The sequence below is a fragment of the Streptomyces sp. NPDC054887 genome, assembly GCF_053610585.1.
Window position 1 is genome coordinate 16,063 of the sequence record NZ_JBSGYQ010000078.1, and the last position, 15,600, is coordinate 31,662.

Sequence of the window (15,600 nt, forward strand, 5' to 3'; positions counted from 1 at the left end):
GGCGCGCCGGGAAGGACCGGTCCGCGGTAAGGACCGGCCCTCCTTGTGTGCTGCCCCTTACACCTCGCGCACCTCGAAGGCGTCGAGGACGAACTCGGCCTTTCCGCCGTCGCCCGTCTTGCGCAGACCGACCCAGGTCTCGCCCGTGGGGGGCGCGGTGAACTCGTAGCTCATCTCCGCCGGTCCGGTGGCGACGGGCAGCGCCCTGCGGTCCAGCTCCCGGGGCGCCGGTTCGTCGACGCCGGTGACCCACGCGTACTGCCCGGCCTTCTCGTTCTCGTAGCGGAAGGAGACCCGGTAGCGCCTGCCCGCCTCGAAACGGACGGTGTGCTGCACGGTCCGGTAGACCAGGCCGGTGTTCTCGCCGCGCGACTTGAGCGACTGGGTGCCGTCGACGACGTCGTCGACGGCCTTTCCGTTCCAGCCGCGCTGGGTGAACGGGGCGTGCCGCCGCGCGATGTGGGTGCGCGGGTCGGTGGAGCCGCCCGCGTCGCCCTTCACGAAGACGCCCCAGCCCTGCGGCACGTTCTCGAAGTCCTCGAAGACGACCGTGCCGGGCTTCGTGGTGCGCTGCGCGGGAACGATCCGTACGTTGTCGAAGCGCACCCGTGCGTCGCCCGGGCCGGCCCGCAGGGCGAGGTCCACCGCTCCCCCGCCGTCCGGCACGGTGAAGTACGTCAACATGCGCTGGAAGCGGGTGTCGTGCTTGCGGTCGGCGGCGACCAGGTTGACGGCCGTGGAGGAGTCGGTCCAGTTCTCCGCCACGGCGCCGTCGGCCGTCCGTACGGTGAGCGCCGCACGGCGCCGCTCCCCGGCCTTCTCACCGACTTCGACCTGTACCGAGGCGGCGTACGTCCCGGGGGCGAGGCGGGCGAGCCGCTGTCCGGCGGAGGTGGCGGCGCCCGCGCCGGCGACCAGCTCGTAGTCGCCGATCGGGCTCAGCTCGACGGAGAGCGGCCCGCTGACCGTCCACCCCGCCGCCGTGCCCGAGTTGAAGCCGGGGTCGCGCAGCGGCGTGCCCTGGCCCCAGTGCGGGTCGGCGGCGTCCGGGACGCGGGTGCGGTGGACGACGTACGGCTGCTTCGCCTCGGCGTCGAGGGTGATCCTGCCGGAGCGGACGGGCACCTCGCGGACGAACCGACGGCCCTGGTCGGTGAGCCGGTAGAGGGCCGCCTTCGACATGCCCGCCCAGCCGCGCGGGAGCTGCCAGCTGCTGCTGCCGCCCGCCGGGTTGTAGTGGTAGAGCCGGTGGGGGTCGGTCGCCTCGCGCGGCTCCCAGGGCAGCAGGTAGCGCCCACCGTCGTACACGGTCCTTCCGTCCGTGGTGATGCGGCGCGTCCCGTCCGCGTCGCTCACGGACGTGCCGGTGGGGCCGTAGAAGGTGATCTCGTGGTCGGTCCAGGTCCTGATGGGATACGCCTGGAGGTACTTGGCGGGCAGGCTGTCGGTCCAGATCTGCTGGTAGAAGGTGTTCCAGTCGGTCTTGTTGACCCAGCCCTCGAAGTTGCCGGTGCGCGGGATGCCGAGGAGGGTCGGCCACTTGTCGGCGAAGACGTCCTTCTGGTGGTTGCGGATGAAGCGGACGAGCTGGGAGTTGACGCCGCGCGAGGTGTCGCCTCCGTAGTCGGTCTCGGTGGCCCAGTGCGCCCACAGGGCCGAGCGTTCCAGGCCGTGTCCCCATTCGGTGGTGACCTGCCAGCCCTGTGCGCGCAGGGCGCGCTGCAACCGGTCCGAGGTCCAGCCCGATTCGCGGAACACGTCGATGTAGAGCATGTTCAGGGCCGGGTCGGTCTCGTCCCGGAGGTCCTGGAAGCGCTTGACGATGTCGCCGGACACCAGGTCGCGCCGCTGGTCGATGCGGTAGCTCTGGTCGAGCCAGTCCCACTGCTCGTTGTTCTTGTCGACAAGCTGCTCGGAGAAGGCGTTCGCGACCGGGTACGACTCCGTGGCGTTCACGTGCACGCCGAAATCGCTCTCCCACGCGCGTCCTTCGCGTACCAGGGTGTTGAGGTCACGGAGGCCGCCGGCGCGCTGGTTGTGGTTGCCCGCGTAGTCGGGGTGGGCGGAGTCGTGGCCCTCCGACTGGTAGCCCTTGAGGAGCGTGTACTGGCGCAGGCCGTCGGTCGCGAGACAGACGCGTTTGACGTTGTCGAGCGTCGTGAGGAACGGGTTGGTGGCCTGGCTGGCGAAGTTGAACGGGATGTGCGGGACGACGCGCAGGTGCTGCTCGTCGGCGCCCAGCGGGTTCACCATGATGTCGCGGAAGGCCGTGGCCGCGTCCTGCCAGGTCACGACGCCGTCCCCGTCGCGGTCCCGGGTGATGACGACGGTCGCGTACGGGAGCGGTTCGGTGTCGTTCACGGGAGCGGTCGCCGCGCGGTGCGTCCACTGTCCGCAGGAGAGCTGCGCCTTGACGTAACCCTCCTTCCTGACCGTCTGCCGCCACAGCCGCCCGTTCTCCCAGGTGGTGCCGGCCGCGCTGTCGGGTCTGTCGTACGAGGTGTTGGTCTCCAGGGCGCCGCCGAGGCGGTCGTGGGCGACGACGGCGTACGCACAGCCGGTCGGCGCGGCGTCCGGGACGGTGTCCGGGGCGGGCCTGACCAGCGTGTCGCCGCTCCTGGCCTTGTCGAGCTGGATGCGGGCGGCGAGCAGGGTGGCCCCGGGCTGGTCGCTGCGTACGGAGAGGAACGCGAGCGAGGGGATCTGGAGGGTGCTGACGCGCAGGACCGCGGTGTCGGCGATCTTCGTGACGCGCCAGTGGACCCGGCGGCCGGTGACGCGGATCTCGACGTGGATCTCGGTGCCGCCGTCGAAGGCGAGGGTGTACGCCGCCGTGTCGCGGCCGGCGCGGGTGGTCACGTGCGGGGTGCGGGCGGTCCCGTCGATCAGCACGGAGGTGACCGGGTCCTCCTGGCCGTGCAGCGTGGCGCCCGTCGCGCGGTCGGTGTACGACACGATCCGGGGGAAGAGGGGGTCGACGCGGATCTCCAGTTCGCCGGAGCGCAGTACCGTCTCGCGGCCGGCCGCCAGAGCGGCGGAGGAGGGGCCCGCGAGGGTCGGAGCGACGCCTGTCAGGGCGGTGGCGGCGGTGGCGGCCACCACGGTCCTGCGGCGCGGTCCGGGGTCTTGTGGGTGCACGCTCGCTCTCCTGTCGCTCGTCGGCATGGTGTGCAGGCCAACATGCGCCGGGAGGGACGAGTGCGCCCATGGACAAAGGAGGGGCGGGTGTTGGACTAACGCGTCCCGCACCCGCCCCTCGGAGTTCGTTCAGTGCTGCCGCGCGGTCCGGGTCAGAGGCCGGCCGCGGCCGACCTGATGGCGGCGGCGAAGGTGGACACCTCGGTGTACACACCGGGGTAGTCGGGGCGCGCACAGCCGTTGCCCCAGCTGACTATCCCGACCTGGATCCAGGCGTTCGTGTTGTCCCGGCGGAACATCGGGCCGCCCGAGTCGCCCTGGCAGGTGTCGACACCGCCCTGGGTGAAGCCGGCGCAGATCTCCTCGCTCGCCACGAGTTCTGGGTACGAGCTCTTGCAGGAGGCGTCGGAGACGAACGGCACCTGGGCCTTGCGGAGGTAGCGCTGCTGGCCGCCGCCCTCGGTGGCCGCGCCCCAGCCCGCGACGGTGAAGGTGCCGCTGTTGTACGCCGTCGTGTCGGCGATCTTCAGCGTGGGCAGGTCGATCGGCCGGGCCAGCTTGATGAGGGCCCAGTCCTTGCCCGTGCCGTTGTAACCGGGTGCCTGGAGGACCTTGGTGGACCGTACCTTGATGGCGCTGGAGCTCTGGAGGTCGACGACACCGGCGGTGGCGGTGATGCTGGTGTTGTTGCCGGAGCCGTTCACGCAGTGGGCGGCGGTCAGGACGATGTCCTTGGCGTAGAGGGACCCGCCGCAGCCCATCGAAAGCCGGACCATGAACGGGAACTCGCCCTGGGCGGCGCGGGTTCCGCCGACGACGGGGGGCGTCGACGCGGAGGCCGCGGACGCGCCGGCGGGCTGGATGCTGACCGCGGCGAGGATCACTGCGCCTGCGGCGGCACATCTTTTGAAGGCACGCAGAAGGTTCTTCAACGAACTGCCTCTCGTGGGAAACCGTGGGGGGGTTGCCGTGCGGTGGTGCTGTGCTGTGCTGTGCGGTGCGGTGCGGTGGCGCGGCACGCTGCGGTGCTGTGCGTACGCCGTGCTGCACGCGCGGACGGAGTGCTCCCACACCACACGAAAGATGGCATGAGCCCGTCAAGGCGTTGCTGGATTATGGGAACCCGTACAGCCCGTCGACAAGGGAGTCATTCCGGCCACACCCCGCACACGCACCCCACGGCCCCACCGCCCCGCACCGGCCTGCCGCTCACCGCCCGGCTCTGCCGGGCTGCCGCCGTAGCGCCCTGCCGCCCTGCCGCGAATCCGCCTACAGTGGAGACCTGTTCACCGTCGTACCCGTGACGTGTGGGGGTGAGTACGGACGTGCCGAGCGGAGGCGAGGTCGTACACGGCTTTCCGCACCTGGCGACCGTGCGGTCCGCCCTCGCCGCGCTCCACCGACGGCTCTCGTACGACGGCGTGCACTCCTACGCCCCGAGCGTCTTCCCCGCCGACGTGGCCTTCTCCGACCAGGACGACCTGTACCTCGGCACCCAGCGCGTGGCCCGGGCACTGGTGCACCACCTCCACCTGCCCGACGCCCGCGTGATCGTCAGCTTCCGCGAGATGGAGCACGCCGCCGGCGTGGAGCTGACGGCGGGACCGGAGTACTTCGTCGAGCTCAACGCGCGCTTCAGGACGCACCGCGACGACATCGGGGCCGCTCTCGCGCACGAGATCACCCATGTGCTGCTGCACCGGCTCGGTCTCGCCTTCGAGGGCACCCGCGACAACGAGATCCTCACCGACACGGTGACGACGTATCTCGGTGCGGGCTGGCTGCTGCTCGACGCGTACCGGGAGGACGGTGTGTCCAGCCAGAAGCTCGGCTATCTCACCCCGGAGGAGTTCGGTTACGTCCTGGCGAAACGGGCGGCCGCCTTCGGCGAGGACCCCGCGCCCTGGTTCACCAGCCCGCAGGCGTACACGGCGTACGAGAAGGGCCTGGCGCGGGCCCGTCACGACGAACGGCAGCCGCCGCTGACCGCCGCGGGGTGGACGGGTCGCCGGCGGTACGCGAAGGAGCGCCGGTACGCACAGGAGAACGGCAGCCGTTCGGACCACGGTTCGTCGTCGTACGCGTTCGAGGGAGGCGGCCGCGACACACTGCGCGTGTCGTTCCCGTGTCCCACCTGTCAGCAGCGGATCCGCGTTCCCGTGAGCGGCCGGGTGCGGGCGCGGTGCGCGCTGTGCCGCACGATTCTCGAATGCGACACGTGAACACCCGCCCGTAGGGTCGAACCATGACGAACGATCCCGCGGTGGCCGCGCAGTCCCTGTTCGACGCGCTGTACGAAGACGGCGACGACGCCGTGGTCCGTCTGCTGCGCTCCGGTGTGCCGGCCGAGTCCACCGACGACGAGGGCGCGACGGCGCTCTACCGGGCGTCCCTCCAGAACCGTCCGGGGATGGTACGTCTGCTGCTCGCCGCGGGGGCCGACCCCGATCGCGCCTGCGGGCCGCACTCGGGCGACCTGCCGCTGTGCGCGGCGGCGGTCGGGGGTCACACGGAGGTGGTGGAGGCGCTGCTTTCGGCGGGAGCGACACCCGACCTCCGCGAGGAACTGGACTTCACGGCGATGGCCTGGGCCGTCCGGCAGGGCCACGCGGACACCGTCGAGGCCCTTCTGGAGTACGGCGCCGATCCGGACCTTCCCGCTCCCGGGACGGAGCCGCCGCTGGTGGTGGCAGCCCGTCGCGGGTCCACCGAGACGGTACGGGCTCTGCTGCGGCACGGCGCCTCCGCCGCGCGCGAGGCACTGGAGGAGGCCCGGCGCTGGCTGGAAGTGGATGTGGAGGAGGCGCTGCGGGCGGAGCTCCTGGCGACCTTCGCGGGTGGTTCCGCCGAGGTGGCGGAAGCGGGTCGGGCGGAGGCGCTAGCGGACGGGCCGGGTGGGGCGGACGCGCCCACAGACGGGCCGGGTGCGGTGGACGCGCTCCCGGCGATGCCGGATGGGGCGGAGCCGGAGACGGTCACCAGCCGCCTCGTGGAGAACGGCGCGGAGACCGTCGTCGTCGAGCTGCTGCGGAACGGCGGGTCCGTGGCCGGTGTCGAGCAGCAGACCGGACATGCCGCGATCGCCACGCTCCTGGAGGAGCGCCTGGGCATCCGTACGCCCTTCGCGGAACTGGCCGACCGGGCCCTGAGCGGCGGCGACCCCGGCCGCGACGAGTGGATGGAGTCCGTGGCCGCGCTGTGGCGGCGCGGCGACGAGGAGACGTTCCAGGCGGCGGCAGCCTGGTGCGCGAGCGGTGACCCCCTGCGGCAGGCGTTCGCGGCCGACGTGCTGGCGCAGCTCGGCTTCGAGCGGGGCGGCAAGCCGTTCGCGGCGCGCGCCCTGCCCCTGCTGCGGGAACTGGCGCGCGAGGCGGGGGACTCCGACCCCGAGCTGGCCCAGGCGGCCGTACTGGCGCTGGGGCACCACGGGGACCCGGCGGCACTGCCGGAGATCCTGCGACACGCGGGCCATCCCGACCCCGACGTGCGCCACCGGGTGGCGCTCTCGCTCATCGGGCTCGTCCCGGCCGGTCACCGGGAGGGCGAGGCGGCGCTGGTGATGCTCAGCCGCGACCGGGACGACGAGGTGCGGGACTGGGCGACGCTGGCCCTGGCCGGTTGCGACGCCGACACCCCGGAGATCCGCGAGGCGCTCGCGGAGCGGCTGGAGGACCACGACCCCGACACGGCGGCGGAGGCGGCCCGCGGCCTGGCGGTGCGCGGGGACGCCCGGGCGGTCGAGGCGCTGGGCCGTCTGTTGCGGGAGGAGGACCCGGAGGGCTACGCGTACGCGACGGCGGTCGAGGCACTGGAGCACGTGCAGGACGCACAGACAAGGCACCACCTGGAACACACACAGCCCCGCCGCCGATAAACGGTCCTGCCCGACAGCGCCGTGCCGGTCCCGGCCGCGGCACGGCGGACAGCGCCGTCGGCGCCCCGACAAGGCCGGAGAACGTGCGCGGTCACGTCACGCGTTTCGTCACCGCGAGTGGCATCGCTGTCGGGCCCCGGAATCGGCCGCTGTTCAACCCAAGGCCTCAAGTCTCCCGTAATCGTCGCGCCCGAGTTAGCTTTCTCCGCATATCCGGAATCCTTAGCAGGTACCGCCGAAGCACATTTCATAGCCGTGCGTGACGATAGCGCCGGCCCCGGAAGGCATAAGCGTGTGCGTTGGTTTCCGCCACTGTTCTATATCGCCCGGTGGGACCACCCAGGGGGCAGGCCGACGCATTGATACTGGATACGCGTGCAACTGCACCTAATGTCGACCAACTATCGACAGGCGATTCCCGGCCAGAAGATCTCCAGCAGGTCGAACACCGTTGACCGAGAGTGAATCAAGAGCATGTAATGACCACTGACGGATGACGGCATCGCAAATACGTACAGCGACGAAGAGTTCCTTCTGAAGCCCGTACGGGGATGCCGTCACAGTGCTCAAGCGAGAGGTTTTCATGCGTAAGATTGCACTCTCACTCGGCCTGGCGGCTGCTTGCGCCACCAGCTCGTAGAAAACTCTGCCGCCGAATACAGCGCTTCTCATACGACAAAAACTCCCGCTTTCATTCTTCTGCCTGCTCTGCTGTCCACGCTTCTCGGCACTTGGGGGATATTGAGGGCTGGGACCGTATGGCACGACGAGGCCGTGACTTTGAATCTGGCCTCGCGGAGCCTGCCGGACCTGTGGCAGACGCTGAGCAACATCGATGCCGTGCACGGGCTGTACTACCTGCTGATGCATGGGCTGTTCGGCGTCTTCGGCACCGACTTACTGGTACTGCGACTGCCATCCGTCCTCGCTACCGCCGGGGCGGCCGCAGGGGTGGCTGCGCTGGGAGCACGGCTGTCAGGGCAAAGGACCGGACTTCTGGCGGGCACGGCCTTCGCCGTCCTGCCGGACGTACAGAGGTACTCGCAGGAAGGGCGCTCCTACGCTCTGGTGTGCGCGCTCGTGGTCTGGGCCACATACGTGCTCGTCGTTGCGGCCCACCGGCACCGACGCGTGGGGCTGTCCGGCTTTCGCCCGGCGCCTGCGGGGATCTGGACCGCGTACGGCACCCTGATGCTGGCGGCTTGCGTACTGCACGAGTTCGCAGCACTGGCGTTGGTGGCACATGCCGTAGCTCTGCCGCCGGCCGCAAGGCGTCCGTGGTCCTGCACAGCACTCGTCGTGGTGACGTGCCTTGCGCCACTGGCGGTCCTGGGCATGAAGCAGTCAAGTCAGGTTGCGTGGATCGATGATGTGCAGGGTAGCGAGTACTGGAGTTTCGCGCTTTTAGTGGCAGCAGTGCTGGCAATGTCGGCATTCGCGTCGCCGGCACACACCGATGGTTCTCCGCGCCCACTCGTCACCCTGCGAGCGGTTGCCCTGCCGCTCGTCATCCTCCCGACCGCGCTTCTCATGCTGCTGTCGCGCTTCAAGCCTCTGTATCTGGAGCGCTATGTCCTCTATGGTCTCGTCGGCCTCGCACTGCTGCTTGGAGCCGTGCTGGACAACGCACTGCGGCAAGGCCGCATCGTGGGCCTGACAGCCGTGACCGCGGGCGTCGTCATGATCGCATTACTGGCACCGGAGTCCGTCCGGCTGCGGTCCTCGGAAAGCCGGTCGGACAATGTGACGGCTTTGGCGACGGCGCTGCGCGAGCATTCCAGACCTGGTGACGGAGTGCTCTACCTTTCGGTGAAACGCCGCGCGTGGACGCTCGCCCACCCCCCGGGTGACACGCAGTTGTCCGACCTCGCTCAGGCTCTTACTCCTGTGGCCTCGCACAGCCTCTACGGGACCGAACTCCCTGCTGGTCGGATACGCGAGCGGATGCTCGCCAGTCCACGGGTCCTTGTGGTCACGGAGCCTCCTGGCAGCCGGATCGCGAGCACCGGGACCGACATGATGAAGGAGAAGACGCTGGCGGCGCACTTCGACAGGTGCCGCACCGTGCAGCTCAACGGGGCGCAGATCATGATCTACGAACATCCGCACACCGCTGATTGCGGCAAGAAGGACGGCTGATGGGTCATCAGTCTCTGGTGTGCGACGCGCTTCGGGGGCTCACCCCGGCTCCGGGATCAGCCGCTCCGCGCTATCGCGCCCCGTACACCCGTCCCGGTGGCGCGGACTTCGTCAGGAGTCTCCTCGCCGTCTCGCCCGCTTCCGCCGGGGTCCAGCGGGCGCCCCGGTCCGCGGTCGGGCCCGGGCGCCAGCCGTCCATGACGGTGATGCGCCCCGCCTCCGCCTCGAACACCCGCCCCGTCACCCCCGCCGACGCCGTCGAGCCGAGCCACACCACCAGCGGCGAGACGTTCTCCGGGGCCATCGCGTCGAAGGCGCCGGCCGCGTCCGGCGGCGCCATCGTGTCGGCGAAGGTCTGTTCCGTCATGCGGGTGCGGGCCGCCGGGGCGATCGCGTTGACCTGGACGCCGTACCCGGCCAGTTCCTCCGCCGCGACCAGCGTCAGCCCGACGATCCCGGCCTTCGCGGCCGAGTAGCCGCCCTGTCCCACGCTTCCCAGCAGCCCCGCTCCCGAGCTCGTGTTGACCACGCGGGCCGCCGCCCGGCGGCCCGCCTTCGCCTCCGCCCGCCAGTACCGCGCGGCCTGCCGCAGGGGCAGGAAGTGCCCCTTCAGGTGGACGCGCACGACGGCGTCCCAGTCGTCCTCGTCCAGGTTGACCAGCATGCGGTCGCGCAGGAACCCGGCGTTGTTCACCAGGGTGTCGAGCCGCCCGAAAGCGTCGACCGCCGCGTCGACCAGCGACGCCGCCCCCTTCGCCGTCGCCACGTCCCCGCCGTGGGCGACCGCCTCTCCCCCGGCCGCCGCGATCTCCTCGACCACGCGCTGCGCGGGACCCGCCGACGTCCCCGCGCCGTCGGGCCCCACCCCGAGGTCGTTGACGACCACCTTCGCGCCATGGGCCGCGAAGGCCAGGGCGTGCGCCCGGCCGAGCCCCCGGCCCGCGCCCGTCACCACGACGACCCTGCCGTCGCACATTCCGCTGTCCGTCGTCATGTCGCTGCCTTCTGTTGGACGTTGCCGGCCGTCGCCGCGCCGAGGAAGGCGGGGCGTTCGCCGCCGCCGTGGACGAGGAGGGACGCGCCGCTGACGTACGCCGCGCGGCCCGACGCGAGGAAGACCGCCGCGTCGCCGATGTCACCCGGTTCGGCCAGGCGGCCCGCCGGGACGGTACGGGCGACGGCCGCGACACCGCCTTCGTCGCCGTAGTGCAGGTGCGCGAGTTCGGTGCGGACCATGCCGGGGACCAGCGTGTTCACCCGTACGTCCGGCGCCCACTCCACCGCCATGGACCGGGCCAGGTTCTCCAGACCCGCCTTGGCCGCCCCGTACGCGGCCGTGCCCGGCGACGGCCGCGTGCCGCTGACGCTGCCGATCATCACCACGGAGCCGCGGGACGCCCTCAGGTACTCGTACGCCGCGAGGGAGGCCGTCAGCGGGGTGGTCAGGTTCAGTTCGAGGACCCGGGCGTGGCGCGCCGCCTCCCCCTCGCCGAGCAGCCGGTGCGGTGTCCCGCCCGCGTTGTTGACCAGTACGTCCAGCCGACCGTACGTCGCCACGACGCCCGCGAAGAACTCCCCGACGGCCGCCCGGTCCCGCAGGTCCAGTGGCCGGAAGTCCGCCTGCCGACCGGCCGCGCCGACCGGGGCGTCCGGCGGTCTGCGCGCGCAGATCACCACCTTCGCCCCGGCCGCGAGGAACGCCCGCGCGATGCCGGCGCCGACGCCGCGCGTGCCGCCGGTGACGACGGCGACCCTCCCTTTCAGTTCCATTCGCTGCTACCTTCCCCACCTAACAAATGTTTGGTGGAAAGGTAGCTGATCCGCTCATGGGTGTCTCCACCGCAAGCCCCGAAGGCCCGGACGGGCCGGACAAGGGCGTCACCGTCGTCACCGTCGACTTCCCACCCGTCAACGCGCTGCCGGTACGCGGCTGGTACGCCCTCGCCGACGCCGTCCGCGCCGCAGGCCGGGACCCCGCAGTGCGCTGCGTCGTGCTCGCGGCCGAGGGGCGCGGCTTCAACGCCGGCGTCGACCTCAAGGAGTTGCAGCGCGACCCCGGGCACACCTCGCTCATCGGCGTGAACCGCGGCTGCGCCGAGGCGTTCGCCTCCGTGTACGAGTGCGAGGTGCCCGTCGTCGCGGCCGTCGGCGGGCACTGCCTCGGCGGCGGCGTCGGCCTCGTGGGCAACGCCGACGCGATCGTCGCGGCCGACGACGCCACGTTCGGCCTGCCCGAGCTGGACCGGGGCGCGCTCGGCGCCGCGACTCACCTCGCCCGCCTCGTGCCGCAGCATCTGATGCGCGCGCTGTACTACACCTCCCGCACGGTCACCGCCGCCGAACTGCACGGCCACGGTGCGGTGTGGAAGGTCGTACCGCGGGCCCGGCTGCTCGGTGAGGCGCTCGGCCTGGCGCGTGAGATCGCCCGCAAGGACGGCAGCCTGCTGAGGCTCGCCAAGGCGGCGATCAACGGCATCGACCCCGTCGACGTACGCCGCAGCTACCGCTTCGAGCAGGGCTTCACCTTCGAGGCCGGCCTCAGCGGTGTCGCGGACCGCGTCCGGGGCGGCTTCGGCGGCGCGGCAGGCGGAGGGGACGACGTACCGGGCCAGGAGGGCGGACGGCCGTGACCGACAAGACGATGACGCCCGACGAGGCCGTCGCCGGACTGCGCAGCGGCACGACCGTGGGCATCGGCGGCTGGGGGTCGCGCCGCAAGCCCATGGCGCTCGTGCGAGCGCTGCTCCGTTCCGGGATCACCGATCTCACCGTCGTCTCGTACGGCGGCCCCGACGTCGGCCTCCTCGCCGCCGCGGGAAGGATCCGCAGGTTGGTCACCCCCTTCGTCACCCTCGACTCGATTCCCCTGGAGCCGCACTTCCGCACGGCCCGCCAGAACGGCGCCCTCGAACTCACCGAGATCGACGAGGCGATGTTCATGTGGGGACTGCGCGCGGCCGCCCACCGGCTTCCCTTCCTGCCCGTCCGCGCGGGCATCGGCTCCGACGTGATGCGGGTCAACCCGGAGCTGCGTACGGTCACTTCGCCGTACGACGACAGGGAGGAGCTCGTCGCCGTACCCGCCCTGCGCCTGGACGCCGCGCTGGTCCATCTGAACCGCGCGGACCGGCGGGGCAACGGCCAGTACCTCGGCCCCGACCCGTACTTCGACGACCTGTTCTGCGAGGCGGCCGACACGGCGTACGTCTCCTGCGAGCAGGTGGTCGAAACGGCGGAACTGACGAAGGAGGCGCCGGTGCAGAGCCTGCTCGTCCCACGGCACTACGTCACCGGCGTGATCGAGACGCCGAACGGCGCGCATTTCACCTCCTGCGCCCCCGACTACGGGCGCGACGAGGCGTTCCAGCGGCTGTACGCGACCACGCCGTGGCCGGAGTTCGCCGCGCGCTTCCTGTCCGGCGACGAGAGGGACTACCAGTGCGCCGTACGGACCTGGCACGAGGAGCGGAAGTGACGGCCGCCACGGGCCCCACCCGCGCCGAGTACTGCGTCGTGGCCTGTGCCGAGGCGTGGCGCGACGACGGAGAGGTGCTGGCGAGCCCCATGGGCACGATCCCCCGCATCGGCGCCCGCCTCGCCCGGCGCACCTTCTCCCCCGACCTGCTCCTGACCGACGGCGAGGCCCTGCTGGTCGGCCCCGACGGCACTCCGGAGGGCTGGCTTCCGTACCGCCGGCACCTCGCGATGGTCACCGGCGGCAGGCGTCACGTCATGATGGGCGCGAGCCAGCTCGACCGCTTCGGCAACCAGAACATCTCCTGCGTCGGCGACTGGCGCCGGCCCGCCCGCCAGCTCCTCGGCGTACGCGGCGCGCCCGTCAACACGGTGAACAACCCGACGAGTTACTGGGTCCCCAGGCACTCCCCCCGCGTCTTCGTCGAGAAGGTCGACATGGTCTCGGGCGTCGGCTACGACAACGCGGCCGCCGCGGGCCCTAGCGCCTCCCGCCACCACCGCATCCCGCGCGTCGTCACCGACCTGTGCGTCCTCGACTTCGAGACGCCCGACCACTCGATGCGCCTCGCCTCCCTGCACCCCGGCGTCACCGCCGCCCAGGTCCGGCGGGCCACCGGCTTCGCCCTGACCGTTCCGGCCGACGTGCCGTACACCCGCGAGCCCACCCGTGCGGAACTGCGCCTGATCCGCGAGGTCGTCGACCCGGACGGCCTGCGCGACAAGGAGGTCGGGCCCTGATGGAGACGGCGATTCCCCCTGCGGGACGAGGAGGGCCGGCCCAGATGGAGACCGCGCTCACCGCACTCACCGGCGTCAGGTACCCCCTCGTGCAGACCGGCATGGGCTGGGTCGCGGGACCCCGCCTCGTCACCGCGTCCGCCCGCGCGGGCGCACTCGGCATCCTCGCCTCGGCGACGATGACCACCGACCGGCTCCGCAGCGCCGTGCGCGAGGTCAAGTCGCGTACGGACGCCCCCTTCGGCGTCAACCTGCGCGCCGACGCGGGGGACGCGCGGGCCCGTGTACGGATCATCGTCGAGGAGGGCGTGAAGGTCGCCTCCTTCGCGCTCGCCCCCTCCAGGGACCTGATCGCGGAACTGAAGGACGCGGGTGTGGTCGTCATCCCGTCCGTCGGCGCCCGCCGGCACGCCGAGAAGGTGGCGGCCTGGGGCGCGGACGCCGTCATGGTGCAGGGCGGCGAGGGCGGCGGGCACACCGGAGAGGTGGCGACCACCGTCCTGCTCCCCCAGGTCGTCGACGCGGTGGACGTCCCCGTGATCGCGGCGGGCGGTTTCTACGACGGCCGCGGCCTGGTGGCCGCGCTGGCGTACGGCGCGGCCGGGATCGGCATGGGGACGCGCTTCCTGCTCACCTCCGACTCGACGGTCCCCGACCGGGTGAAAGCCCTGTACCTGGCGGCGGGCGTCAAGGACGTCACGGTCACGACGGCCGTCGACGGCCTGCCGCACCGCATGCTCCGCACGGACCTCGTCGGCTCCCTCGAACACGCGGGCCGCGCGCGGGCGCTGGCGCGCGCGGTGCGCCGGGCGGCGGGCTTCCGGCGGATCTCCGGGCTGGGGTGGCCCGCGATGATCCGCGACGGTCTGGCGATGCGGCACGGCAGGGACCTGACCTGGGGCCAGGTCCTGATGGCGGCGAACACCCCGATGCTGCTCAGGGCCTCCATGGTGGAGGGCCGCACCGATCTCGGCGTGATGGCGTCCGGGCAGGTGGCGGGCCTGATCGACGACCTGCCGTCCTGCGCGGAGCTGGTGGCACGTGTCATGGCCGAAGCGCACGAGACCCTCGAACGATTCCAGGCGCCCCGCACCACTGCACACCGCGCCCTGCCGACACCAGGGTGATCCGGTCCCTAACGGGGGAGTTGTCCGATGAGCCGTGCCCGAACCCGTCTCGGCCTGACGGCCGCGGCGGTCGTCTCCGTACTCGCACTCGGCGGCCCGCCGGTCCCGGCCTCCGCCGCGCCGGCAGCGGTCACCGCCGCCGAACACGGCGAAACGATCCGCCCGATACCGCTGGAGGGTGCGGTCAACGTCCGCGATCTGGGCGGACACCGCACGTACGACGGGAAGGCGGTCCGCTACGGGCAGGTCTACCGCGCCGACGCGCTCAGCAGGCTCACCGACGCCGACGTCGCCGTCCTCGGCCGGCTGGGCCTGGCGAAGGTCGTCGACTTCAGGGTCCCGGCGGAGGTCCGGTACGACGGCCCGGACCGGCTTCCGCCGGGCCTCGCGCCCACGTCGCGGCCGGTCACCGACAACGGTCTGTACGCACAACTGCTGACCGCCGTCGGGTCCGGGGACCCGGCCAGGCAGGAGGAGATGCTCGGGGGCGGCAGGGCAGAGGCGTTCATGCGGGACGTCTACCGCTCGTTCGTCACGAGCCCGGAGAACCGGGCGCGGTTCGCCGAGACGCTGCGCGACATCGCGGACAGCGACCGCCGCTCGCCCCTGCTGTACCACTGCACGTCGGGCAAGGACCGTACGGGCTGGACCAGTTACGTACTGCTGCGGGCCCTCGGCGTACCGTCGCGCACGGCGGAACGGGACTACCTGGCGTCGAACGCGTACCGCGCGGCGCACGACGCCAAGGTGCGCGAGGGGCTGAAGAAGTCCGGACTCATGCAGAATCCGGATCTGCTCACCCCGCTCCAGGAGGTCCGGTCGGACTACCTGGAGGCGGCCCTGGAGCAGGTCGCGGCGGAGTACGGCGGCCTGGACCGCTACCTCACCCGGGGCCTGGCCCTGGACCGCCGCACCCTGGTGCGGCTCCGGGCGACACTGCTGCGCCGCTAGGGGGCGCGACCGCACGGGGGCGCCGGCCGTGCCGGCTCCCCCGCTCGTGGCGCTTACGCGGCGGCGCTCCGGCCGCCGCCCGAGCCCCGGCCGCCGCGCCGGCGACCGCCCTGCGCGCGCTCACCGGACGCCGCGGCGCGACCGCCGGCCTGCGCC

General features: G+C 71.9%; 12 protein-coding genes. 8 read left to right on the forward strand and 4 right to left on the reverse strand.

Features of this window, described 5'->3' with window-relative positions:
- Positions 1-57: 57 nt before the first annotated feature.
- Together ACWGH0_RS30470 and ACWGH0_RS30475 are read right to left on the reverse strand one after the other, a co-directional pair.
- Complete coding sequence (locus tag ACWGH0_RS30470; RefSeq protein WP_453407493.1) at positions 58-3,165, reverse strand: endo-alpha-N-acetylgalactosaminidase family protein; 3,108 nt, start codon at positions 3,163-3,165, stop codon at positions 58-60.
- A 125-nt stretch (positions 3,166-3,290) separates the two neighbouring features.
- Positions 3,291-4,070: a S1 family peptidase gene (locus tag ACWGH0_RS30475; RefSeq protein ID WP_453407494.1), complete on the reverse strand. Its 780-nt coding sequence runs from the start codon at positions 4,068-4,070 to the stop codon at positions 3,291-3,293.
- A 393-nt stretch (positions 4,071-4,463) separates the two neighbouring features.
- On the opposite strand from ACWGH0_RS30475, the gene ACWGH0_RS30480 reads away from it, so the two are divergent.
- The 3 genes from ACWGH0_RS30480 to ACWGH0_RS30490 all read left to right on the forward strand — a co-directional run bounded on the left by ACWGH0_RS30480 (position 4,464) and on the right by ACWGH0_RS30490 (position 9,151).
- On the forward strand, positions 4,464-5,360 hold the full coding sequence (locus ACWGH0_RS30480; protein WP_453407504.1) for a hypothetical protein: 897 nt from the start codon (positions 4,464-4,466) through the stop codon (positions 5,358-5,360).
- A 23-nt stretch (positions 5,361-5,383) separates the two neighbouring features.
- Entirely contained in the window at positions 5,384-7,012 is a 1,629-nt protein-coding gene (locus ACWGH0_RS30485) for a HEAT repeat domain-containing protein (protein WP_453407495.1), read from the forward strand.
- 774 nt (positions 7,013-7,786) lie between these two features.
- Positions 7,787-9,151 carry a glycosyltransferase family 39 protein gene (locus tag ACWGH0_RS30490; protein WP_453407496.1) on the forward strand — a complete coding sequence of 455 codons (1,365 nt, stop codon included), beginning with the start codon at positions 7,787-7,789 and terminating at the stop codon, positions 9,149-9,151.
- A gap of 70 nt (positions 9,152-9,221) precedes the next feature.
- Here the strand turns inward: ACWGH0_RS30490 and ACWGH0_RS30495 are convergent, their stop codons facing one another.
- Together ACWGH0_RS30495 and ACWGH0_RS30500 are read right to left on the reverse strand one after the other, a co-directional pair.
- On the reverse strand, positions 9,222-10,145 hold the full coding sequence (locus ACWGH0_RS30495; protein WP_453407497.1) for an SDR family oxidoreductase: 924 nt from the start codon (positions 10,143-10,145) through the stop codon (positions 9,222-9,224).
- Positions 10,142-10,921, reverse strand: a complete 780-nt coding sequence (locus ACWGH0_RS30500) for an SDR family oxidoreductase (RefSeq protein ID WP_453407498.1) — start codon at positions 10,919-10,921, stop codon at positions 10,142-10,144. Before ACWGH0_RS30500 ends, ACWGH0_RS30495 begins: the two co-directional genes overlap by 4 nt.
- 56 nt (positions 10,922-10,977) lie before the next feature.
- Here ACWGH0_RS30500 and ACWGH0_RS30505 point away from each other — a divergent pair, with 56 nt between their 5' ends.
- From ACWGH0_RS30505 to ACWGH0_RS30525, 5 genes are read left to right on the forward strand one after another with little or no spacing between them, the layout of a single operon-like run.
- Positions 10,978-11,781 carry an enoyl-CoA hydratase family protein gene (locus ACWGH0_RS30505; protein ID WP_453407499.1) on the forward strand — a complete coding sequence of 268 codons (804 nt, stop codon included), beginning with the start codon at positions 10,978-10,980 and terminating at the stop codon, positions 11,779-11,781.
- Positions 11,778-12,626 carry a CoA transferase subunit A gene (locus ACWGH0_RS30510; RefSeq protein WP_453407500.1) on the forward strand — a complete coding sequence of 283 codons (849 nt, stop codon included), beginning with the start codon at positions 11,778-11,780 and terminating at the stop codon, positions 12,624-12,626. The genes ACWGH0_RS30505 and ACWGH0_RS30510 overlap by 4 nt, the downstream gene beginning before the upstream one ends.
- Positions 12,623-13,366, forward strand: coding sequence for a CoA-transferase subunit beta (locus ACWGH0_RS30515; RefSeq protein ID WP_453407501.1), 744 nt, complete (start codon positions 12,623-12,625; stop codon positions 13,364-13,366). Before ACWGH0_RS30510 ends, ACWGH0_RS30515 begins: the two co-directional genes overlap by 4 nt.
- Positions 13,367-13,410: 44 nt before the next feature.
- Positions 13,411-14,493, forward strand: coding sequence for an NAD(P)H-dependent flavin oxidoreductase (locus ACWGH0_RS30520; RefSeq protein ID WP_453407502.1), 1,083 nt, complete (start codon positions 13,411-13,413; stop codon positions 14,491-14,493).
- A gap of 27 nt (positions 14,494-14,520) precedes the next feature.
- A complete protein-coding gene (locus ACWGH0_RS30525; RefSeq protein ID WP_453407503.1) occupies positions 14,521-15,444 on the forward strand; it encodes a tyrosine-protein phosphatase in 924 nt (307 codons plus the stop codon).
- Positions 15,445-15,600 lie beyond the last annotated feature (156 nt).